The sequence below is a fragment of the Paenibacillus medicaginis genome, assembly GCF_042138635.1.
GTDB classification, from domain to species: domain Bacteria; phylum Bacillota; class Bacilli; order Paenibacillales; family Paenibacillaceae; genus Paenibacillus; species Paenibacillus medicaginis.
The window spans coordinates 66,707-89,814 of record NZ_JBHIRY010000023.1 but is presented as its reverse complement, the minus strand read 5'-3'; the positions used below and the strand labels follow the sequence as shown (position 1 = coordinate 89,814).

Here is a 23,108-nt window from a genome sequence, read left to right as displayed (position 1 = left end):
ACGGCACTTTAAAGGGTAAAGTTACCGGGTGGATTTGAACCACCTAGATGGTGCGACTGTGAGGCGCACAAAAAATCACGTCCTCCAAGGGAGAACGCGACATGAAGCAACGGTTATATTGTATCAGGATATCGTCCACCGTATGCATTTGGACTAACGGCATCAATTCGAGCCAAATCATCAGCAGTAAGTTGAATATCAATAGCCTCCACGTTTTCTTCCAGATATTTTTGACGTTTGGTTCCTGGAATCGGCAGCGTGCCTTGAGCTATTGTCCAGGCTATTGCCAGTTGTGCAACCGTGCAGTTCTTCTCTTCGGCGATTTCCCCGAGTTTGTCCACGATGTCAACATTTTTTTGGAAGTTTTCACCTTGGAAACGTGGCAGAAATCTGCGCATATCATCAGCTTTAAAATCCTCATAGTTGCGAAGTTCACCGGTAATGAATCCCCTGCTAAGAGGGCTGTAAGCCACAAATGTGATTCCCAGTTCTTTTACCGCAGGCAGAATCTCTTCTTCAACGTCCCGGCTCCAAAGGGAGTATTCCGTCTGTAATGCGGAAATAGGATGTACCGCATGTGCCCGGCGAATGGTGGATGCATCTGCTTCAGAAAGACCAAGATAACGCACTTTCCCTGCCTTAACAAGATCAGCCATTGCACCAACCGTCTCCTCAATCGGGACATTAGGATCGACTCGGTGTTGATAGTATAGGTCGATATAATCGAGATCAAGACGCCGAAGGCTCTCGTCGATTGCTTTCTTCACGTAGTCCGGGTGTCCACCGACAAATTCCCAATTGGGCCCAAATGAAAACTTGGTAGCAACAATAGCCTGCTCTCTTCGCCCCTTCAAAGCTTTGCCTAAAAGCGCCTCGTTATGCCCGTTGCCATACGTATCAGCGGTATCAAGCAATGTTACTCCAAGATCCAGAGCTCGATGAATAGTCTGAATGGACTCTTCATCATTGATGGTGCCATAAATGCCCGGAGACATGCCCATCAAACCCAATCCAATAGAAGAAACGACAAGCTCGCTGTGACCAAGTTTCTGCGTTTTCATTTTAATTGCCCTCTCTTCAAGTTAGTGACTTCGAGGTACATCGTAACATACATTCATTACAAAGTAAACATTTAATATCTTTTTTGTATATTTTGTATTTTAATTATATACTCAATCAGAATTCAGGGTATAATAGAAATTAAGGGGGTCTTCATTTGAACAACCATAAGTCGGATAAAAAATACAAGACACGAGCTAAGCTTATTATTAAGTTGCTCCCTTATTTACGAAAAAATGGACTTCAATCCGTTCGGATGGACGAAATTGCAAAAGTGATGGAGATAAGCAGAGCAACTTTATATAAGTATTTCTCGACTAAAGAAGAAATTATCGGATTCATCGTAGATGCTTTTATAGAGTACATGAATGAGGAAACTTTCTACCCGCTGGAAACGGATCAAAGTTTCGGCACTCGATTCCAGCAAATATTCGAGCTGTCCGTCTCGCTTACTGAATATTTTACGGATATCTTCTTACAGGAGCTCGAAGCCAGTTACCCGGATTGGTATGATCGATTGAATGAAGCCATGAAGCAACGGGAACAACTGGTATTGGCTTTCTATGAAGAAGGAATTCAAAAAGGGATTTTTAATGATATCAATGGCAAACTGTTAATTAAGCAGGATGAGCTTCTAAGGGGAATGTTCAATGTCAAATATTTAATGACGAATCAAATAACTGTCCAGCAAATTTTAGTGGACTATTACAATCTAAAGAAAATTCAGTTATTTAAACCCGAAAAACTTTCAGCCATTGATGATGCAATTATGATGCCGAGAATTGAGTATTTGACGCAAAAGATTACCAGAAACCTTTTTTGACATAAACATGCAGTGGGGCAACACCCAGATCCATCTCATATATGCCAGTTAGCGCAACAAGGCTGCCGATTCATATTCGGCAGCCTTAAATATTTCCCAGCCAATGGATAAAAAAATGATTTATTTCTTCAACAACGGTCCTTCTAACCTCGATTACTCATGAAATCTTTGTATGCGGAAATTTTATGCTCAAGCATCTCATCCGCAGTTTGTAAAGTTCTGATTTGTTTATTAATAGAGTGTTTATGTTCTTCTAATAAGTTTAATCGCTCCTGAGTGGTATGTTCCCCTTCTAAAACCAGTGAAGCATACTTCTTTATTTCCGCGATAGGCATTTGTGTTTCTTTTAGCTTGATCACAAATTGCAGCCATTTAAGATGTGAGTCATGATATCGTCTGTCTCCGCTGGCATCCCGCTCGGGAGTAATAATTTTTTCCTTTTCGTAATACCGCAATGTATGCGTGCTTATTCCTAAAATTTCGGCCACTTCCCCAATGGTGAACATGAGAAACCTCCACACTGAATTTTTCTTGACTTAGAGTTTACTCTAATCAGTATACTCAACTCATGATTCGTTCACAATAAATCGGGATGAATAGAATTCAGGAGGAATTTATATGAACTATACGGTTATTACAGGTGCAAGTTCAGGAATTGGGTATGAATCAGCTCTTGCTTTTGCGGCTCGCGGAAAAAATTTGATCATAGCAGCCCGCAGAACAGAAGAGCTGGAAACGTTAAAATCAAAAGTGGCAGAAATGAACTCAGACCTGGATGTGATCATTCGAACTGTTGATTTATCTGTCACAGCGAACGTTCATGAGTTTTATGAAGGTCTTCGGAATTATCAGATTGAGACCTGGATTAACAATGCTGGTTTTGGAAACTTTGCTTCTGTAGGGGAGCAAAATTTAAATAAAATTGAGACCATGCTTCACTTGAATATACAGGCTTTAACCGTTCTGTCCTCTCTCTATGTACGAGATTATGCAGAGGTTGAAGGAACACAAATCATCAATGTTTCATCAGGAGGCGGATACGTGATCGTTGCCGATGCTGTGACCTACTGTGCGACAAAGTTTTATGTAAGTGCCTTTACAGAAGGTCTAGCACAAGAATTAAAAGAAAAAGGAGCAGCCATGCAGGTGAAAGTTCTAGCTCCTGCTGCAACTGAAACGGAATTTGCTAAACGTTCTTTGGATGCTGATGAATTCCAATATGAAGGAGCGATTCCTAAGTTTCATACTGCGAAAGAAATGGCTGCATTTCTGTTAGAACTTTATGATAGCAAAAAGGTTGTAGGCATTGTAAATGGTGAAACGTATGAGTTCCAATTAAGAGATCCGATTTATCCATATGTGACGAGAACAAGAAAATAATATTGTTCAGCGAAAAATGCAAAAGGCGTGACCAGGATAGGCTGACGATTCGGTGCCGAGGCACTTCGAAAAGTCGGCCTTTTTATTGATTCACCTTGTTGATCTCGTCCTCGATATATTTGCCACTGGTCTCAGCATTGGATTTGGAAATTGCTCTTTTTATCATGATCAGTAGGAAAGCAAGCAACAAAAGTATAACACCGCTCCAGATGAGCTGATGCACGCCCAATTGAGAAATAAACCAGCCACCGATCCATGTTCCTACCGTGATGCCAACATTAGAAAAGGAAACAAATAAACTGTTCCCGAATTCGGGAGCTTCTTTCGCATCAGTCATCAACAAGGCCTGACTTAGAATCAATCCCCCGGAATGCACAGCTCCCCAAACAAATACGATGACCATCATCGGTAAGAAATAAGAACCAAAATAATAAGTGAATAAATAAATGACCGCATATACAAGTGGAAACAGGATGACTGTTTTTGTCATGCTTTTATTCACAAAGAACCCGAACAAAAAATTCCCGGCAATCATGGTGACGCCAAAGACCATCAACATGATGCTAATCCATGTACCGCTCATATGAGTGACTTTTCCAAGATATTCGGCAAAGTAGCTATAAACTGAACTCATAGCTGTAAAGATCATCACAACAATCAAGAGCGTTAACCACAATTGAGGTTTGCGCAATATGCCAAGCTGCTTGCCTAAAGACATTCTTTCCTTAACAGGCATAGAAGGAAGCCAGACAAGTATGCCTATAAAGGCAATCACGCTCACAATAGCTCCAAACAGGAAAGCAGCTTCTAGTGAAACTTTTGTAGCGAGATAGGATGTAATCGGCACACCAAAAGCGAATCCGACGGTTACCCCGGCCAAAACTTGGGTAACCGCTTTGCCAATCCTTTCGGGAGAAACAAGGCTGGCAGTGGTCGCAAGCGCAATCGAAAAAAAGATAGGATGAAAAAAAGCAGGAACAATCCGGAAAGCCAACATAACCTCGAACTTGGTAGTATAGGCATACACAATATTAGAGATAGCAAACATAAGGATAGCGGAAAGTAAAATAGCTTTTCGATTAATGCCGGAAGCGAGTATTGTCAGGAATGGGCCTGAAATAGCAACAATTAAAGCAAATGCACTTACAAGGTACCCAGCCTGCGAAGGCGTTATGTGAAATTTTTGAGTAACTTGGGGAAGAACACCAATCATGCCCATTTCAGTTGTAATGATGCCAAAGATACCTAAAGCCAGAAAAAAGATAAATGAAGAGTGAATATTTTTCATAAATAGTACCTCCTTAAGAAAAAGAGTGCATTAAAAAATGGTCTTCAGCTGCAAGACCATTTTTTTGGAATGAGTTACTGTTTGTTTGAAATTACATTATCAAGAAACTTATCCGCATCACTATTAAATTTCCAGGAGACGCCAAACTTATCAACCAGCATTCCAAAACACGAAGACCAGGGTGTATTGGATAACGGCATGATAACATAACCACCTACAGACAAATTAGAAAAGTAATTTTCCAGTGTCTGTTTGTCATCATTAACGATACTAATCAGTATATTGTTGCCTTTAACCAGTTCGCCCGTTACACTCTTCATCGAAGGTAGAAGATCTGACATCATAATTTTCCCACCTGCGAATTCGATTGAAGACTCCATGATCATATTCAACTCATTTTCTGGCAACGGGTAGTTTGGATCTTGCGGGAAATCTTTGAATTTAACTTTTTTTACCTCCGTTGCTTTTAAAGCCTCCGCATAAAATTCAATCGCTTGTTCTGCAATTCCATCAAAATTCAAATATGCAACAGCTGACATAAAGCAATACCTCCTAGATTGTTATACATGTAGTATAATTTATAAAGTTTCTTGTTATACGTGTAGTATAATTTATAAAATGTGACAGCTGTATGTCATTGTTTATCCTTTATCACCTGCTCAATCCCCAACAGAATCAGCTTCAACCCGAACTCAAACGCCTTGTCAGTCCCCATCAACTCGAACAGCCCGTTCGTGAACATCCTCCGGAATAGTCCCGCTTCTGTCTCGCTCAAGGAGTCCAGCAGGCGGATCATCTCCTCGCCCGGACGCGCTTCTGCCCCCTGTTCCTTAAGGATAGCGGAGATATTGCGCTCATGCTGATAATCGTCCAGAACAAAAAAGTAAACATAGTTCACAAACGTAGTAACCACTTGCATTTTCTGCTCTTGGTCAAGCGGTGTTGTTTCCACGCAGAGCAACATACGGTTGGTGAAGCGGATGATGTCCGGTTCGTGGGGCAGCGTCATCATCATGAGCTGCGTGGAGCAGGGATATCGGCTGAGCACGCTGCGTACCGTTACCGCAAGCTCTGTTAGCTGCTCCTTCCAGTCCCCCTCGGAGTGGAACTCCCCCAGAATGATTTTTGAGATCTGATTAGCCAGACGCTGGTAGAGATTCTGCTTGCTCTTGAAGTACCAGTACAGAGAGGGAGCCTGAATCCCCAGCCTGTCGGCCAGTCGTCTCATGCTAAATTTCTCGATCCCTCCCTCCCCCAGAAGCTCCCAAGAAGCTTCAAGAATCTTATCCTCCGAAATCTGAGGCTGCTGTTTTTTCATCGGTATCCACCCTTTTATCTAACAATGTAAGTTTATGCTTTACAAGCTCATAGGTTCATGATATCATCTAACGCTGTAAGGCACAATCTAACAGCGTAAGACAAGACCTGCATTGTTAGACTGCGGACCAAAATAAATGAAGAAAGTAGTGAACAGCATGGATACAGAAAACCTCCATTACTTCGAAAAAGCTCCGGTGGCCAAAGCCGTAGCTCATTTCGCTGTACCGATGATGCTAGGCACGTCAATGAGTGTTATATATTCCATCTTGAATGCCTACTTCCTTGGCACACTGAACAATACTGCCATGCTAACCGCCCTTGCACTAACCTTGCCGTTATTCGCGATCATTATGGCGTTAGGCAACTTGATTGGCATGGGCAGCGGTACATTCATCTCCCGTTTGCTGGGTGAGAAAAAATATGATGATGTAAAGCATGTGTCTTCATTCGCCTTTTACAGCAGTTTGGTTCTCGGTCTGATCGTGATGGCCATTGGCCTCCCGTTGATCGATCCAATCGTTCATGGCCTGGGGGCAACGCCTGACTCCTTCGGATTTACGAAAGACTATGTCACAATTATGCTTATGGGTTCACCATTCGTCGTGTTATTTTTCACGCTGGAGAACATCGTGCGCTCGGAGGGTGCGGCAATCACGTCGATGATCGGTATGATTCTCAGTGTTGCCGTCAATATTATTCTCGATGCGCTGGTTATCTTCGTCTTTCATTGGGGTGTGATCGGGGTTGCGTCGGCCACAGTCCTTTCTAACTTGGCTGCTAGCATATTCTACGCCTTCTATATAAGATATAAGAGCCAATTTTTAACGGTCTCCGTAAAATGGTTTAAGGCTACGAAGGACATTCTGAGCAATGTATTCAAAATCGGAGTTCCCGTCTTTATTATGAGTATCTTCTTGGGTGCAATGTCCCTTATCTTTAATCTCTTTCTGATCGAATATGGGAATCAGGCCGTAGCGGCTTACGGAATATCATCACGTTTATTGCAATTTCCTGAATTTATTCTGATGGGCTTATGCGAGGGAGTCGTGCCGCTCATTGCCTTCTCTTTTACAGCGAATAAATTACGCATGAAGCAAACCATTGGATTCACGATCAAAACGATTGTGGCGTTAGCCGTCGTGTTCGGTATCATCGTCTATCTGATTTCCGATAATTTAATTGGTTTATTTACGAATGACCCGCAATTAATTGAAATGGGCAGCTACATTTTGCATGTGACGTTCTTATCCTTGTTCATTACAGGAATGACCACGTTGTTTACGGGGATCTTCCAAGCAACAGCGCAAGGAACCGCCGCGTTTATTATGTCGGTTATTCAAGGAGTTACGCTGATTCCTGTGTTGTATATCGCCAATCGAATGAACGGCTTCCACGGAGTGGTCTGGTCGCTCGTCATCGCAGATGTCGTCGCCTTCCTTGTTGGTGCCATCATGCTGTATGTTCTGCGGAACAAATTGCAGCCAGAATAACACGCAAAAAGGCAGGATAAGGGCATTCCCCAATCCTGCCTTTTTTAGCGATGGAGCCGAAAACTCCGCCGTTACTTGTGGTAAGGTTCACCGTTCCTATTCCTTTTCCCTGAAAGACATACCGCTGTTGAAGCCGTACTTCAAGCTGGTTATATCCCTGCTGGAATTGAACAATTTTTCAGGGAAAGTCCCAGCTCCTTTCTTCCGTCTCCGTATCATATATTCTCTTGCTTTAATGCATCAATAATATTTTCCTTTTTTACTTTCGCGCCGGAGTAAACCATCGCGGAGCCGACAATGACAAATACGGCGACAATGACAGACAGAATGCTCATCCAAGGGAGGGTGAACCCGTAGCTGAATTTGTTCGCAAATGCTCTATAGATCAGAACCATCACGATGAAACTAACGGGAAGCCCGAACAACAGCGACTTGACCCCATAAAAAACACTTTCATAGTTCATCATTTTCGCAAAGCCTTTTGGCGTCATGCCTACGGATTTCAGCATCGCAAATTCTCGTTTGCGAAGAGCCGCCCCCGTCGAAATCGTATTAAAAATGTTCGCAATGGAAATCGCAGAGATTAATACGATAAAACCGTAAGAAAAGACGGACATCAATAGAATCTGTTGTTCTTCGTTTTTTCTGGATTGATATACATTGTAGACATTCAGATTGGTCTCATGCATCTCTTCAATTTCCTGCTGCGTTTTCATGGGCTCCGTGCTTTTCAAATGGAGGTACGTCGAAGCGTTAGCACGGTCTTCGTCGTCTTCGTGAATCACGTTATATTCCGTTACACTATCCAGAGATACAATCGATTGCATCAACCGGTCATCTATTCTTTGTCCATTGCTGTACGACACTTCAATATCGTAATCGACGCCTTCCTGCGATAGCTCCAGGGATTGTGTCATGCCTTCCGTAAAAAACGATACTGTCAAAAACAAAACGATGCTGATGACCAGCGAAAATACAATGGCATGATATCTCCGTCTGTTCCTTTTTAAGTTTTTCAGCCCGATTTCCGCTTCGATCCCGAAGAACCTGCGAATGAACTTCGACGTCTTCACAGCTTTGGCCGTAAGCTTGATGTCGGTTGTTTGGCGGATCGCGTCCATGGCGGAAACCTTGGATGCTTGGATCGCCGGGAGATATGCCGAAACGAAAATCGTCAGCATTGAAACAAGACAAGCACTCAAAAGCGATAACGGCGTGACGATAAGCCTCAGCTTTTCATCGGTCCATAATGCCTCCTCGATCATCCCGTTCATGAATCCAAAGGTGATCCCGATCCCAGCAAGGCCGCATAGGATGCCAATGGGAATGCAGATCAAGCCAATGACGAATCCTTCAAAAAGCACTGAATTTCGCTTCTGCCTTTTCGTAGCCCCCACGCTCGCGAGCATCCCTAAATGACGGGAACGTTCCGCGACGGATATCGCAAAAGCATTATAGATGAGCGCAACCGAGCCAATCATAATTACCGCCATAAGGATCGCCGATAGGGAGAACATCATGCTGGATGAAGCTCCGCTGCTGGACAAGCCATAATAATGAAGCAAATCATTATTGTATTGGACGGTTTCAATTTGGTTTTTCTCAGCCAGCTCCTCCGCATGCGCGAACAAGAACAGATGGACTCGCTGCAAGACCACCGACGCATCCACACGATCATTCCCCCCGATGATATGATCATCGACGTAGCTAATGACCGTATAGCTCGGGGTCACAGCCGTCTCCCATGCAGGACGCTTGATAAAGCCTACCACAGTAAAATCCTTTATCTTGATATGCTGCAACGTTTCGTTCAATGTGTCCTCTCCCCTGCGCAGCGGTTCGCTCTGATCCAGGGGGTGATCGCTCCCTTGTTCGAACCGTTCGCCGATGCGAAGGGTGAGACGATCGCCGATGTCGTACTTCACTTTGGCGTTCGTGGCAACGGATTCGGAGATGACAACTTCCTTGTCCGTATGGGGTAGACGCCCCTTGCTTAGTTCAACCTGAAATTGTGCGAAACCTAACGCATCATATTCCTTGATGAACAAGTACGGCTTATTGGGATTTTGTCCCCCTTCTAATGAGGCATAGCCAAGGTCCCTTGTGATCGCAACGGTTTTGGTTGCGTCATCGCCCTGTATCGCCGCAAGCTGTTCTTTGGTTACATCCTGATATTGGACATGCCACTCCCCTGTATCCGCGATGGTTTGTCTGATCATTAAATCCGCAAAGGAAAAAACAAGCGTAGAGACTGCGGTCACCATGGCCACCGAAATGATGACACCGATGATGGTTACAAGCGTTCTCCGCTTGTTCTGCTTCAGATGCCGGAGGGTTAATGTGTTGACAATATTCATCGCCTGATCACCTCGTCTTTGGCAATCCTCCCATCTTCAATCGAAATGATCCTGTCGGCTTGCAAAGCGATCCGTTCGTCGTGCGTGATCACGATCAGTGTCTGATGATAGGTTTTATTCAGCATTTTTAATAAGTCGATGATCTCGCTGCTATTCTTGCTGTCCAGATTCCCGGTCGGTTCGTCGGCCAGCATGATCGCAGGATTGCCGATGAGCGCTCGGCCAATCGAGACACGTTGCTGCTGTCCGCCGGATAGCTGGTTCGGCAGGTGATTTAGTCGCTGCTGTAAATTCAACGTATTCACAAGGCCAGCTAATTGCTTTTGATCTATCTTTTGGCGATCCAGCAAGAGCGGCAGCGTAATATTCTCTTCCACCGTCAGGACGGGAATCAGATTGAAAAACTGATAGATCAGGCCGATTTGCCTGCGCCTGAAGATGGCCAGCTGCGTTTCGTTCAAGGCATACATGTCCGTATCCTGCACATAAACTTTCCCGCCAGTCGGCCGGTCCACACCGCCCAGCAGATGAAGGAGCGTCGATTTCCCCGACCCGGACGGGCCGATAATCGCGACGAATTCGCCTTTTGGGACCGAAAAGGAAACATCATCAAGCGCCTTCACCGCCGATTCGCCTGTGCCGTATATTTTAGACAGATGCTCAATTTTTAAAATTTCCATTGCCGTACCTCTCCTAAAAGTTTTGTGAGCATTACTTCTTGAATCGACTTCGTACAAAACTCACTTCGGAAGCATGGGCTCTGCTCAATTCCAGAAATATACCATCTCTCTAAATCCAACATCCCATAGGGTCTCATTCCCCTCAATGGTTATCGTAAGCTCATTTGCCTGGGGAGATAAATGATGCTCATATCCGGCTCATGGAGTTGATCTTCTGCAGATACGGACAGGAACTCATGTCCATCGACGGTAACCTTGATGCTGCCTTGGAAATCCTTTTGATCGGGAATTCCATAATTCAAGCTAAGATACAACTCCTCCTTATTGCCCAACGTATACGTGTACGTTTCCTTCTGGTTACCTTCGATGCTATACACATTATATTGGGGCTCCACGTCTTGACCGCCAATCTTAAGACTGCTCAGTTTGGTTCCCGTTATTGTATTCCCGGTACTATCCTTCAAATCGTTTATCGCCACAAAGGGGCCCATTTCTTTGGTGAACACTTGGTCAATCATCCCGAAGACCCCCCACACGCCGAGCATCAAGACAGCACTGGAAATACCCGTGACAGCAATATTTCTCCAGTTGTTTTTTGTACGAAAGCCAAGCTTGTACGCCCCGAACCCGATGGCAGCACCCAATGAGTTCTGGATGACGTCGTTCATATCAAAGCTGCCGAGGAAAGTTAGTGCCTGAATGGTCTCCACCACAAGAATGGACAGGATGAACAGAGTCATAAAGCGAACAAAGCTGGTTCGATATAACAACGGAATCAATATGCCAAAAGGGATAAAGGCTGCGATGTTCCCGAGATCCACAAAATCCATCAGCGTGGGATGTAGAATATCGGATAGACCCGGCACCCTAAAAAAAGCGTCCGGCAAAAAAATAAAGGTGTACTCGCTGATTTGATCTACACTATCCGTTCTGCCGAAAGCGAAAAACCAAAAATAAATAATTAAAAGGGTATAGAATATAGTGATTGCATAAATAGTCTTACGCTGTTGCTTCAAATGCATGCTCTTACCTCCATCGTTCATCTGATGAATATCATTTTATCTGTCTAAAATGACTTTCCAGTGACGATGGAGGTGACAATTCAGTCACTTACGGCGTGCCGCTAAATCACGTGCTTATAAAATTTAATCCGAAACTGCGTACCCTTCTCGCTGCCGCTCGTCACATCGATCACGCCGTTCTGGCTGGCAATGATGCTGTGAGCCATCGCAAGCCCTATACCGATGCTCCCTTCGCTGGCGTTCTTTCCTTTGTAAAAACGTTTGAAAATATAAGGCAAATCCTCTTTCGGAATGCCTTTTCCGTTGTCAGCAATGACGATTTCCGTAAATAACGCGTTTTCGGAAAATGTGATGGTGATCACTCCGCCTTCAGGCGTATGCTCCACGCCGTTTTTCAAAATATTGATGACCGCTTCAGCAGTCCAATTGAAATCGCCGACAAAAGAGACATGGTCATCGCCCGCGATGGAAACGGTCTGTCCCTTAATATCCATCGGAATCATAACCGGCTCTAATGCCTTTTGGATAAGGTTTTTCATGGCTATGCGCTCTTTTTTGAATGGGATGGTCTTCGCATCGATTTTCGATAGCTTTAATAAGGAAGAAACAAGCCAATCGATGCGTTCCAACTGGATGCGAATATGATGGGTGAACTCCGTTCTTTTGGCCGGAGGCAGGTCAGGGGCGCTTAACAAATCAGCCATCACCGTCATGGAGGTGAGCGGCGTTTTGAGCTGATGTGAAATATCGGATATGGCATCCGTCAGTTGCATTTTGTCCCGCTGCAATCGCGACCGGTGCTCCGATAGCATGAGCGTTACTTTGTAAATATCATTCTTTAAAATGCTTAGCTCGCCTTCCTGGTTATCGCGAACGTCAAGGGAATCATTGCCGTTGCTTATTTCCCGTAAATAGACGGAGAGCTTCGCTAACTCGCGGTATCTCCACCTTGTGAATAACAAACTCGTGCCCATAAGCAGCATGGATACAATAAAAACGAATGCCGCGGCGACGAACGAAATGAAAGCAGCGACGACGACTGCCGTTATGCTGATCGAGCCCATGACGAGTAATAACATCTGAATTTCCCGATTGCGCAGCATCTAATCACCGACCTTATAGCCTAAACCGCGTACCGTTTTGATCAAAGTCGGCTGCTCTGGATCATCCTCCAGCTTTTCCCTCAGCCTTTTGATATAGACCGTTAACGTATTGTCATTCACGAAGTCGCCAGCCACGTCCCAGATTTGCTCTAACAGCTGATTCCTTGTGAGGACCTGCCCAACGTGGTTGCCGAAGATCAGCAATAAGCGATATTCCAGGGCGGTTAGCGGAATTTCGGCACCGTTTTTATACACTTTGCCTTCCAGCGTATGGATTCGGACATTGTCGATGTCGATGATCGCTCCGGCGTGGGACGGCTTCTGGTATCTCCGCAAGACAGACTTGATCCGGGAGAGAAGTTCCCGGACTCGAAAAGGTTTGGTAATGTAATCATCGGCTCCCATGTCGAGTCCCATCACGACATTGACCTCATCATCGATCACCGTTAAGAAGATGACCGGCATGTCTCGCCGCTCTTTCACCATCTTGCACAACTCATAGCCGTTTCCGTCCGGCAGCTGTAAATCGAACAAGCATAGAGTAAACTGATCGATGTCTTCGGTGAGCATCTTTTTGGCTGAAGCTACATCATGGCAGAGAACGGCCTGATAACCATCCTGCTGCAGCGAATATTCCAGTCCCGACGCGATCGTCTTATCATCTTCGACTAATAAAATTTTCATATGCAGATCATCCTTATGTTAGAGTAAATTCACTCCTCAGCTTAGTTTCGATATTATAACAGATTTTCTGGGCAGGTTTCACAGTTACTGATGGCAGGGTTCGGCTTAACGGGTATATCGACGGAAAATGCTAAAGGAGCTGGTAGCAACCAACTCCTGCAGTGGCTTTCGTATCATTCTGAAGCGAAAAGTAAAGGCGCCCCATTGGACGCCCTCCTGTCTGACATCATTATTGAAGTTTGCCTTCGCGCAGCAAGCCGACGGACTTTTCAATGCGCCGCTGTCTGGTTTCAGCACTCTTCGCACCCTCGATATTCAATACAAACCGGCGCTTGTTGCTGTAAGACAAGCCTTCAAAAAACTGCCGGGCCTCCCCATGACGATGAAGCGCCTCCGTAAAATCATCCGGCACGATTAACTCACGCGGCGCGGTGTCCAGTTCAAGTTCGACCTCGATTTCATCCCCGGCCTGAATGCCTGCCCCTTCGCGATTCTCCTTGCTGACAGGAAGCATGAATTTACCGCCCATCGACGCAATCGTGCTGCGATAGGTATAAGAGCCGATCGTTACTTTAACAGCCGGCTTCTTGCCTCCTCCGAGCCCCTCTACGATTTCGTCCGGGACTTCAATGCCGGTCGCTGTTTTCTTGCTGAGTTGAAGCGTCGATTTAAATTTCATGAAATTTCCCTCCCTTTTCTCATAGAGACTGCCTTGTTAATCATTTTTCATCTCATCCAATTTTATTCGAGTCCATTTTGCTGATTTTTTTCATAATGTGAACAGAGTTGCGAACCGCTGTTTTTTAGCTCTGACAATTTCTTGGGATGTATTTCTTAGGCATTCTCTGCCGTAACGGGGTTAACTGCAAAGAGGGAATGAATGTTGCCTTCCGGATCTGCAAAGAAGCCCGTGGTGTGCCCCCAGGACGTCACCTTCGGCGCTGTTATCCCTGTAGCCCCTTTTGAAACAAAATCATCATACATAACGTAGACATCCTCAGGAGAAGCACATTCGAAGTTAAGCTCAAAAGCTTGCCCTTTACGCTCTTCTACAAAAGAATAGTGACCGTTTGTGTTATCCGCCATTAATGGTGCCGCGAAAATGGCCAGACGAACGCCATCATTCTCAAATTCAGTGTAATGTCCTTCTTCAATAATCACCTTAAATCCCAGGACATCACGATAAAAGCTGGTCAATCTAGGAACATCAAGCGCCAAAACAGTGATTCCTTCTAATTTTACTCTCATGCCCATACCTGCACCCCTCCAATATAAATTCAATAAAATTCTGTACTCATCAGATATCATTTCTATGAAATATTATATACTACTAGCTGATTAAGCTACACTTCCTCATTAGCACAATGTCATTTGTTTCGTTAAATTAACCTCATTGATTCCAACTCTCGATAAACTGCCTCTGCAGCACAATCAGGGTTTAGCATTTGAATCATCTCCATAGTAATAGGGACACCCTCGTAAACTTTTTCAACAACTTCTACAGGCAGGACCAATTCATAATAATCTTTCGCAAATTGCACGAACTCTTCTGGTGTCCGGTAAATCGCATTTATTAAAAAAGCAGACCCATCATCTGCTCCTTTTGGCATTTTAACGTTTCCCTTCTGCCAGCTCGAATCACTAGTTTTACGCCACATACAAAAAGTCACATCTTCTTTTTCAATTCCTTCATGCTCCAACAGAGATAATAATTCGTTCGGAACGTTATCATAAATGCCTAGCCATACCTTATGTTCGTCTTGTGCATACGGGCTTAACTGAGATTCATGATCGAAACCCTTTATGATGGAGCCTTCAGCGGAAAACAACATGATAAGATGATCCCCTGCCCCATTATCTATTTTTGCCACGCAGACTCCATCATCCCATTCTTGAACAAAGCTATGATAACGAAGCCATTCCGTCTCACAAAGAATCATATTCAGAGCTGCTTGGACGATCATTAGTTTTTTTAAATTTTCCGGTTCCGGTAAGTGTTCTAACACACTCATAATCTTACACCTCGCCTTTTATTAAATTCCTTTATTCAGAAATCATCCTCACATTGTAGCCTGCACAGAAGGTGAGCACAGCGCCACTTATCGCCAACGTGTCCTTCCTTACGATATCTTTATGTGTATTTTGAAAATGGTTGGGCATGATGGTACACAGCCAACCAAAACCTTAATCACCTCTTTAAGATAAATTTATGATACCTCACTTGCAGGCAATTGAGCGATATCTGCTTGCAAAAATAGCTTGATTGTTTGTCTCATGCGCATATCGGCAAGTTGCATCTAGGAGAAATAGAATCCGCTATGTTTCAATCTATCCATCTGCCTTACCAGGTCGTCATCGACGCCGTTTCTTTCAAACAACTTGAGGAAGCACTCACACTGCCTTTTGGCGCTCGGAAGTTCTTATCAACAGCAGACTCGATGGGGCAGACCGACACAATATGCGCTTGATCTTTTGGCTAAGGTGGGTTATTTTGGAGATAGCTTAGCGATAAGCGAGTTCCTGACACGAAGGGAGATGGTTTTAATGGCAGCTACTTATAGGGTGGTTTGGTCTTAAAATTGAATAGCAGGCATATGCGAACAAAGCGGGAAAACGCCCGTATTATTTGCTATGCCATCCAAAGTAACCTTTCGTGAATATTGTTGTTTGCAGGATACGATGAAGGTCGTATCTTTTTTGCGTCCTGATGCCACGCGACAACAGCTTCTTCAGAGGCTGCTTGTCCGTGGCATTTTTGCGTCCAAAAAACAACACTAAAGGAGCTAACAAAAAAAACATGATGGACTTAAAAGCCTATGGCTACACAGGAATTGAAGTCATGCCCGACGGATTATTGCCCGGCAGGGTGACGGAGCTTCGGCGAGAGCGCTTCACGGTCATGACCGAGCGCGGCGAAGTAACGGCGGTACTCAAAGGTGCGTTCTATCGCAGCGCACAAACGCGTATAGACTTTCCATGCGTCGGCGATTTTGTCTTGCTGCACGATAACGAGAATGGAGATTCTCTCATCGCTACGGTACTCCCCCGCCGCTCCAAGTTCTCACGCGCGGATTATTCAGGGCATGCCGCAGGCTATGCCAAAACCGTGCTGGAACAGGTCGTCGCAACCAACTTTGATTATGTGTTTATCCTTTCTTCTCTGAATGCAGATTTCAACGTTACCCGCATCATGCGGTACCTGACACAAGCCAGACAGAGTGGCGGCCAGCCGGTTGTCATTCTGACCAAGGCTGATCTCGTTGAAGATTATAATCTCCTGCTCGCAGAAGTTATACAAAGCATCCCCGATGTGCCGGTTCACGCGATCTGCAGTCATATCGGCCTGGGGCTGAACAAACTCGATCCTTACTTGATGCCTGGTAAAACGGTCGTCTTTCTCGGCATGTCCGGCGTAGGTAAATCCTCTCTGCTCAATGCGTTGGCGGAACAGGACATAATGAAGGTTCAAGCGATCCGGGAGATCGACAGCCGGGGGCGGCATACAACAACGCATCGTCAGCTGTTCATGCTCCCTTCCGGCGCGATGGTTATCGATACGCCGGGTATGCGTGAGCTTGGGCTTTTTGATGCCGACGAAGGCATCCGCGCAGGCTTTACCGATGTGGAGGAATGGTTCGCGCAATGCCGCTTTACGGATTGCCGCCATCAAGCCGAGCCGGGCTGCGCCGTTCTCGCCGCGCTTGCCAACGGTTCATTGCCGCGTGAACGGTGGGAGCATTATGTTGCCCAGCAGCAAGAGAATAAGGATGTCCGGAATAAAACGAGCTACCTCAACCGACAAAAGGGCTCGAAAACGATTTGGAGCAAACAAACGAAGAAACACGGGGGTGGCAGAAATAGACATTAAACTCGAAACGCTCATCCATGCCTTAAGCCAACGCTTCAAGACGGATATTCTCTCCGCCGACTGCCAAACCATTCCGTTACAGGGCGGAACTGTGGGAAATGTGTCCCTGATAACGGGGATCGCCGAAACCGCGGCTGGCGAAAGGTTGCCGTACCGTGTCGTGCTAAAAACTCAGAAGAAATGGAAACGTTATGACGATCCGGGTTCGTGGCGTCGGGAATATGATCTCTATACGTCTGACTTGGGAGCAACGTTCTCGGATGCCTTCCGCTGGCCGACCTGTTATCACGCCGAGATGAATGCCGAAGAAAATGAATTCCAGCTATGGCTGGAATATATCGATGGCGTCACCGGCTTGGACTTGACCGGTGACATGTATGAACAGGCTGCGCTGGAGTTAGGTCGCTATCAAGGCAAACTGTATGTGGAGCAGCCCGCCGTGCTGCAGAGCCTGACCAACCTGAGCCATGCGGATCTGATGAAGAATACGTATCTGCACTACCGGTCATGGCCGATCGTCTACGATTATATCCGCTCGGAGGACTGCGAATTCCCTCGGCACGTGCTGCAAATGCTCATCGACATCGATGAGCACGCAGACGAGATACTCGCTCGCATCGAAAAATTGCCCCTCGTGCTATGCCACCGGGACTTCTGGGTGACCAACCTGATCTATACCGACGGAAAAATCGTGCTCATCGACTGGGATACCAGCGGATGGGGCTACCTGGGTGAGGACCTCGCAAGCCTGATTGCGGATGAAGCGGACATCGATCACATGGTTGAATACTACCAGCGATGCGTCCCCGCGTATTACAAAGGCTTTGCAGAGTATGCGGATATATCCCCTATCACCGATCCTTGCGTCTATGAGCTGATCCTTCTCATGTTCGGGTACAGGCTTGTGGAAGGATACCTCCACACAGAGAACGATGCAGAAAAGACGAAGCATGTCCAGACGCTCCAAAAAATCTATGAAATGAAGACCAGCCCTATGCAGGATTGACTCTAAAAATTATTGTTCGCCGCACTGTCTATAACGGCAATAAAGCGGGGAAACCACTTCCGTGGTTTCCTCATAACCCTCGGCTTTGAGTTGGGGCTATCCACGAAAAGCTTGCCGTTATTTATGTTACGCTTCAGCTTAACGGTCATAACGGCGAAAATTACGAAAGGAGGTGTATATCCCAAATGCACAATAATGATGTATTGAAATAGACAAGAAGTGGGCGCCTTCTCTTAAATGGAAATGAGTGAAGGTACCTATACATAAGAGAATTTTAGCTCGTTTGACATTTCCTTAATTCGACTATATGATGTATTACAATGTATTTCGAAGTAATACAATGGGGAGTGTTTGAGATGAAGTCAATTAGTCTACGAGTTAATGAAGAGATGTTAGAGCAATTGGAAAACTTAAAAAGCATACTTCCAAAAAATCAAACTGAGGAGTTAAGTACTTCAGAGATAATTCGAGTGTGTGTTAATTTCACAAATTTAAATTACGGTAAGGGCAATATGGAATGGACTGAAGTGATGGAATTGATAAATGCATACGTAAAAACGGCACTTATAACACAAATGGTTGGTGTAGATTTCGATTTCTTGGATCGAATATTATATGCGATTGAAAAGGTTAATGAAGAAAATTACACAAAGGAAGTCAAAGAAAACAACAGATTGTTCAATGATGAGAACCCAATTACACTAGGGGAATTGTTAAGGTTCGAGTATCGATTGTTGCCAGAGACTTTTTTGGAAGCGATGGGTATTGATGGAGAACATTATAAAGACTTAACGGATAATGAACTTGCGGACTACATTCTTGAACTATTTAAAGATAAAGATTTTTCAGATAAGGCGGAGTCTCATGTTAGGGTTCAAAGTTCCTAGGGCGTTGAAGACACTAGGGCGTGTCTGAAAACTAGGTATTGCTTCAAAAGTCAAGCTGTATCATAATTTTACCAAGATGAAATCGTGAAGGAATGTGTGAAAACGCCATGAAATCAATGATCAAGACTGGGAACGTATTAAAGATGTATTGCCGCCCGAAAACACGGGTGAAGGCCGACCTTCTAAACCGAATCGCATCATGCTGAATGCCATGTTGTGGAAAGCCAAAACAGGTGCTCCCTGGCGTGATTTGCCTGAACATTTTGGTCCTTGGAAAACCGTGTATTCCCGATTCCGTTTGTGGAGTAAAGACGACGTTTTTCAAAACATGTTCGAGTTCCTGACTCGCGATGCGGACTTGCAGGAAGTCTCTTTGGACAGCACTTCCTGCAAAGTTCACCAGCATGCGGCAGGGGCAAAAAAGGGCCGAACATGCCGAAACCAACCAAGAAATCGGAGTTTCTCGGGGCGGGCGCAACACCAAAATCCACGCCGTAGTGGATGCGCTGGGGAATCCGATTCGCTTGGTGTTAACGGCGGGAAATCGAAATGACTGCTCGGTGGCCGTTGATGTTCTTTCGGGCGTAGCGCTGTCTGGAAGCGTCGTTTAGCCGATAAAGCCTACGGAACCCAAGCGATTCGAGATCATATTACATCCCAGGATGCGACGTTTTGTATTCCTCCAAAGTCCAATGCTGCCGATCCATGGGAATGTGATTTCCATCGATATAAGGAACGCCACGTCGTGGAATGTTTTTTCAATAAACTCAAACCATTCCGGGGGATCGCCACTCGATATGATAAACTTGCTCGCAACTTTTTGAGCTTTGCCTATTTGGCTTCTGCTATGATTTTGCTGAAATAGATCCATTAAGGTTAGTTTTCAGACACGCCCTAATTAATTTTTTAAAATTTTTCGCCGTCACTTATGGTAGGGTTCACCGCGTTGGAGGCTTCGGCAACGAAAACAAAAAGAGGGGCTGCAGTCCCCTCTTTCTTGTTACGCGATCATTTCCACAGCCTTTGTATGACGGTGAGCAACAAGCCTACAGTTAGGCCAATCGCAACCCCGATCATATACTGCTCGGCAATATCGCGTATCTTACCCTTGTTCTTCCTTTTTCTTCTCATTACGTAACCCCCATGAGGTACGTACCGAGACTAGGCAGAACATAATTTTCAATTACCTGCTCTGCAGATACAAGTATCTGCATTTCCGATTTTAATACTACCGTTTTTCGTCGTCTTTTTTCACTCATAGAGAGTGCATTCACTAGACATCTAAGTAGAGTCTACTATTTCATCTCGCCCCATTATCAGGGGAATTTTTATTGACTCACGAGCAGTGAGCCTTTCTCTTTTAATGCTCTTCTAGCCTACGGAACTTACCCGTAGTTTAGTTTAGGGTTGTTAGCCCTATTAATAGTATATTCCTTACCCTTTCTGTTTGCAATATGCCAAAAGTTCTTTTACCTCCGCCATAAACTTTTTTACAAAAAATCAAGCATTTACAACTTTCGCCTAAGGTGGTTCTAGATAACTTAGCAGATTATCCTACCTCGCTCATAGTAAATCCAAGAGTTTGCTCGAATTTGACAAACTGTGAGGTTCAACATGGCCACTTATAAAAAGTGAGACAATGCTACACTAAGATTGTCTCTGCGGGCGACTAACCAGTTACAAAAGGAGTTGAGTGTATGTCTTAGCCACTCGATCCCCTTGAATTGAGAAGCGCAAGCGGCTTGTACACACGCTGATAAAGGAAATTACGATTACTCAAAGTAGGGAAATAGATCGGGTTACCTTATTTCTTAGCACAAAATCAATTGTGTTAGACCAGAAGTCCAGTAACTCCGAGCAAACCTTATGTCTTTAATCTAAAAGACCAAAAGTATGTCTACAGCCACAGTAGACATACTTTCTTTTTATTGCTCTTTGTCCGCAGCTGCCTCTAGCTGCCACTGAATTAGCTCTTTCATCCCACCATCATCAGGAACACTCTTATCCCACTCGGTCCCATAGAATTTCTGGCCCTCAATCAAAAAAGCAAACTCTGTCCATCTCTCTTGCATAATCAACTCAAACACGTAAGCTAATCGATTGTGTACAAATTTGTTCAGCACCATCATGTCTTTATCGGTTAAGTTCTTCTCCTGATCAGCGTGCATATCTTCAATTGGTCCATTCCGGAAGGCAAAATGCGTAATGGCCTTAGCAATCATGTCCATGTCGAAGGTAGATGTCAGCATCTCCTTCATATGCGTGTTGAGCTTTTTGTTGCTCAGCTTCTTTTCAATGTCGCTCATACGTTTATTCTCCTTTTTCGAATATGTGGCCGTTACTTTATAGTATGGTTCGGCTTAACAAGGCTATTGACGAAAATACGAAAGGGGCTGGCGGTAACCAGCCCCAACGAATGCTTGACCAAACTATTCCTGTTCCTCTTCAATGTTTAAATCATCGATTTCTAAGCGCAAGGGTTGTTCATTTGCACCAAAAATCAAAAAACCACTGAGAGTTACCAATTTATTCAAATAATTATCTCCATCAGGAGAAAATTGAGTTGTGAATACACACTTGACTTCCCCATACTGTTTATTATCATCTAATATTAAAGGCCTTGCTGTTAATGAGAGAGTATCCATATCTTGTTGTCGTATTAAAGCCCTACCTTCGATATAAAGTGTATCCCTCTTCAAAATTTTGGCTCGTTCAGATAAAGTCTTTCTTGTTTGTTTATCTGCACTGACAATTTTGCTCTTGTTAGGAACATTCAATCCTTCAAAAGAAATACGGTCGATGTCTGATCTAATACTTGGGGCAATGTCCTTAGCATAGTGTAATAACTTTAAGACATCATTTTGACTACCTAATTCTCGTTGAAGTTGCTCCATTGATTCTTCATCTTCGGAATCTAGTGCAACCATTATGAGTTGCAGACTTCTTAGTGCTCTTTCGTTATTCTGACTCAATGCTTTTATCTTGTCCCAGGGATCTTCTAAATCGAGTTGAAGCTGACTACTTTCTTCAACTGTTATATTAGGAGTACTTAACCCAAGCTTTAAGCTCCCCTCTGCAGTTGCAACTAAATTGAAGAATGATGGGGCAAAGCGTGTTTTATCTGCATGAAGCAACTTTATGACTTTGTGACTTGCTTGATTTAGTTTGTGCAAAAACGAGCCAACAGCGTCAATAGGTCCAGCGCCTCGAAGGAACTTTTCTCCCTGAAGTCGAATCCAAATCTCCGGCAATTTGGATTCTTGCTGTAATGTTATTTCAACTCCAGCTTCTTGTTCGATAGTGTTCTTCAGTCGCACCTCGAATTGTCTAACCATTTCTTCTGCAGATGGAAGGTAAAAACTCAAAAGTTCAGCATCGTCCTTAAAATCGTCTTTGATACTTTCCATGTAGTCCTTAGCTTCCTTAAGATCATTTATTGCTTGAAGTATTAAAGACTGATCGGTGTTTGACATTTCACCCACCCACTTCATCTAAATTAACTCTTAGTATTCCCTTTTCTTTCGGAATTGTTACCCAATCAGGATCTCTTTTGGGATCAGGAGGCCTTAACTTGCCAAATTGCTCTCCACCAGTTCTAAACAACTTCGATATCTGTCTTAGACCGTGTTCATTTGGTGCAACCAACATATGCGTGCCAAATAGTGTTCGAATTAATGATTGATTTTGTTGAGTCGGAGTAGTCAGAATCTGAACTGCATCCTTATCGTATTTATCTTGTATGTTGGTAAGAGCCGCTTTAACCACACTTGGAAGAAACAATGCACCAAAATCTACATCTCCAGGATCTTTCCTACCTGTTACAAAGCTACCATCAACAACAATTGATTTTGGCTTAATCCCGAGAGTACAGAGTCGATCATATAATCCATTAAAATCAGACCACACTTTTTTACGAGAGTCGGTATTCAAAAATCGTTCTTCAACTTCTTCAAATGAACATATATGCTCACCCGGTGGCAAATGATACTCATCTATGAAATCTGGAATTGGAGCCATTAATACCTCTCCCTTCATTAACAAAACTTCTGGATTATTCATTATACCATTTTAACCCAAAAAAAAGCACGAGAAATTTAAGGCTTTCAGTATGGATAAATCTTCCCTAGACCCTCAAAAACCG

Annotated in this window: 23 protein-coding genes and 4 pseudogenes; 10 read left to right on the top strand and 17 right to left on the bottom strand. The window is 44.3% G+C overall.

From position 1 onward, the window contains the following. Positions 1-113: 113 nt before the first annotated feature. Positions 114-1,061, bottom strand: a complete 948-nt coding sequence (locus ACE5LO_RS20300; protein ID WP_375521813.1) for an aldo/keto reductase — start codon at positions 1,059-1,061, stop codon at positions 114-116. A gap of 155 nt (positions 1,062-1,216) precedes the next feature. On the opposite strand from ACE5LO_RS20300, the gene ACE5LO_RS20295 reads away from it, so the two are divergent. Then, a complete protein-coding gene (locus tag ACE5LO_RS20295) occupies positions 1,217-1,882 on the top strand; it encodes a TetR/AcrR family transcriptional regulator (protein ID WP_375521812.1) in 666 nt (221 codons plus the stop codon). A 143-nt stretch (positions 1,883-2,025) separates the two neighbouring features. On the opposite strand, the gene ACE5LO_RS20290 is transcribed toward ACE5LO_RS20295, so the two are convergent. Beyond that, positions 2,026-2,388: a MerR family transcriptional regulator gene (locus tag ACE5LO_RS20290; RefSeq protein ID WP_375521811.1), complete on the bottom strand. Its 363-nt coding sequence runs from the start codon at positions 2,386-2,388 to the stop codon at positions 2,026-2,028. 112 nt (positions 2,389-2,500) lie between these two features. Between ACE5LO_RS20290 and ACE5LO_RS20285 the strand changes: the two genes are divergently transcribed. Then, on the top strand, positions 2,501-3,262 hold the full coding sequence (locus ACE5LO_RS20285; protein ID WP_375521810.1) for an SDR family NAD(P)-dependent oxidoreductase: 762 nt from the start codon (positions 2,501-2,503) through the stop codon (positions 3,260-3,262). A gap of 82 nt (positions 3,263-3,344) precedes the next feature. Here the strand turns inward: ACE5LO_RS20285 and ACE5LO_RS20280 are convergent, their stop codons facing one another. The 3 genes from ACE5LO_RS20280 to ACE5LO_RS20270 form a co-directional block, all read right to left on the bottom strand. Next, on the bottom strand, positions 3,345-4,550 hold the full coding sequence (locus ACE5LO_RS20280) for an MFS transporter (protein ID WP_375521809.1): 1,206 nt from the start codon (positions 4,548-4,550) through the stop codon (positions 3,345-3,347). A 74-nt stretch (positions 4,551-4,624) separates the two neighbouring features. Next, entirely contained in the window at positions 4,625-5,089 is a 465-nt protein-coding gene (locus ACE5LO_RS20275; RefSeq protein WP_375521808.1) for a VOC family protein, read from the bottom strand. Positions 5,090-5,184: 95 nt separating this feature from the next. Beyond that, a complete protein-coding gene (locus ACE5LO_RS20270) occupies positions 5,185-5,868 on the bottom strand; it encodes a TetR/AcrR family transcriptional regulator (RefSeq protein ID WP_375521807.1) in 684 nt (227 codons plus the stop codon). A gap of 157 nt (positions 5,869-6,025) precedes the next feature. Between ACE5LO_RS20270 and ACE5LO_RS20265 the strand changes: the two genes are divergently transcribed. Continuing rightward, positions 6,026-7,360 carry an MATE family efflux transporter gene (locus ACE5LO_RS20265; protein WP_375521806.1) on the top strand — a complete coding sequence of 445 codons (1,335 nt, stop codon included), beginning with the start codon at positions 6,026-6,028 and terminating at the stop codon, positions 7,358-7,360. 102 nt (positions 7,361-7,462) lie between these two features. Beyond that, a pseudogene (locus tag ACE5LO_RS27925) lies at positions 7,463-7,552 on the top strand (DUF4062 domain-containing protein); the annotation flags it as partial. A gap of 23 nt (positions 7,553-7,575) precedes the next feature. Here the strand turns inward: ACE5LO_RS27925 and ACE5LO_RS20260 are convergent. The 8 genes and pseudogenes from ACE5LO_RS20260 to ACE5LO_RS20225 form a co-directional block, all read right to left on the bottom strand. After that, positions 7,576-9,717 (bottom strand): ABC transporter permease, encoded by a 2,142-nt coding sequence (locus tag ACE5LO_RS20260; RefSeq protein ID WP_375521805.1) that lies wholly within the window; start codon positions 9,715-9,717, stop codon positions 7,576-7,578. Beyond that, positions 9,714-10,397 (bottom strand): ABC transporter ATP-binding protein, encoded by a 684-nt coding sequence (locus ACE5LO_RS20255; protein WP_375521804.1) that lies wholly within the window; start codon positions 10,395-10,397, stop codon positions 9,714-9,716. Before ACE5LO_RS20255 ends, ACE5LO_RS20260 begins: the two co-directional genes overlap by 4 nt. An 84-nt stretch (positions 10,398-10,481) precedes the next feature. Beyond that, a pseudogene (locus ACE5LO_RS20250) lies at positions 10,482-11,419 on the bottom strand (VanZ family protein). Between the two features lie 101 nt (positions 11,420-11,520). Then, entirely contained in the window at positions 11,521-12,522 is a 1,002-nt protein-coding gene (locus ACE5LO_RS20245; protein WP_375521803.1) for a sensor histidine kinase, read from the bottom strand. Further along, the gene (locus ACE5LO_RS20240) at positions 12,523-13,206 is read right to left on the bottom strand and encodes a response regulator transcription factor (protein ID WP_375521802.1); all 684 of its coding nucleotides are present in this window, start codon (positions 13,204-13,206) and stop codon (positions 12,523-12,525) included. A 229-nt stretch (positions 13,207-13,435) separates the two neighbouring features. After that, a complete protein-coding gene (locus ACE5LO_RS20235; protein ID WP_375521801.1) occupies positions 13,436-13,885 on the bottom strand; it encodes a YdeI/OmpD-associated family protein in 450 nt (149 codons plus the stop codon). A 155-nt stretch (positions 13,886-14,040) separates the two neighbouring features. Continuing rightward, positions 14,041-14,460, bottom strand: coding sequence for a VOC family protein (locus ACE5LO_RS20230; RefSeq protein ID WP_375521800.1), 420 nt, complete (start codon positions 14,458-14,460; stop codon positions 14,041-14,043). 125 nt (positions 14,461-14,585) lie between these two features. Beyond that, on the bottom strand, positions 14,586-15,218 hold the full coding sequence (locus ACE5LO_RS20225) for a hypothetical protein (RefSeq protein ID WP_375521799.1): 633 nt from the start codon (positions 15,216-15,218) through the stop codon (positions 14,586-14,588). Positions 15,219-16,003: 785 nt separating this feature from the next. Between ACE5LO_RS20225 and rsgA the strand changes: the two genes are divergently transcribed. From rsgA to ACE5LO_RS20195, 6 genes and pseudogenes are all read left to right on the top strand, one after another. Next, positions 16,004-17,074, top strand: a complete 1,071-nt coding sequence (gene rsgA / locus ACE5LO_RS20220) for a ribosome small subunit-dependent GTPase A (protein WP_375521798.1) — start codon at positions 16,004-16,006, stop codon at positions 17,072-17,074. Beyond that, positions 17,064-18,080, top strand: coding sequence for a phosphotransferase (locus ACE5LO_RS20215; protein WP_375521816.1), 1,017 nt, complete (start codon positions 17,064-17,066; stop codon positions 18,078-18,080). The genes rsgA and ACE5LO_RS20215 overlap by 11 nt, the downstream gene beginning before the upstream one ends. Before the next feature lie 356 nt (positions 18,081-18,436). After that, positions 18,437-18,967, top strand: a complete 531-nt coding sequence (locus ACE5LO_RS20210; protein ID WP_375521797.1) for a hypothetical protein — start codon at positions 18,437-18,439, stop codon at positions 18,965-18,967. Between the two features lie 112 nt (positions 18,968-19,079). Continuing rightward, a pseudogene (locus ACE5LO_RS20205) lies at positions 19,080-19,433 on the top strand (IS5 family transposase); the annotation flags it as partial. Continuing rightward, positions 19,318-19,578 (top strand): transposase, encoded by a 261-nt coding sequence (locus ACE5LO_RS20200; protein ID WP_375521796.1) that lies wholly within the window; start codon positions 19,318-19,320, stop codon positions 19,576-19,578. The pseudogene ACE5LO_RS20205 and the gene ACE5LO_RS20200, both read left to right, overlap by 116 nt. An 8-nt stretch (positions 19,579-19,586) precedes the next feature. Continuing rightward, a pseudogene (locus ACE5LO_RS20195) lies at positions 19,587-19,832 on the top strand (transposase); the annotation flags it as partial. Positions 19,833-19,975: 143 nt separating this feature from the next. Here the strand turns inward: ACE5LO_RS20195 and ACE5LO_RS20190 are convergent. From ACE5LO_RS20190 to ACE5LO_RS20175, 4 genes are all read right to left on the bottom strand, one after another. Continuing rightward, entirely contained in the window at positions 19,976-20,098 is a 123-nt protein-coding gene (locus ACE5LO_RS20190) for a hypothetical protein (protein WP_375521795.1), read from the bottom strand. 794 nt (positions 20,099-20,892) lie between these two features. Beyond that, a complete protein-coding gene (locus ACE5LO_RS20185; RefSeq protein ID WP_375521794.1) occupies positions 20,893-21,273 on the bottom strand; it encodes a hypothetical protein in 381 nt (126 codons plus the stop codon). Positions 21,274-21,396: 123 nt separating this feature from the next. After that, positions 21,397-22,458, bottom strand: coding sequence for a hypothetical protein (locus ACE5LO_RS20180; RefSeq protein WP_375521793.1), 1,062 nt, complete (start codon positions 22,456-22,458; stop codon positions 21,397-21,399). Continuing rightward, the gene (locus ACE5LO_RS20175; RefSeq protein ID WP_375521792.1) at positions 22,442-23,026 is read right to left on the bottom strand and encodes a DUF6932 family protein; all 585 of its coding nucleotides are present in this window, start codon (positions 23,024-23,026) and stop codon (positions 22,442-22,444) included. The genes ACE5LO_RS20180 and ACE5LO_RS20175 overlap by 17 nt, the downstream gene beginning before the upstream one ends. Between the last annotated feature and the right edge of the window lie 82 nt (positions 23,027-23,108).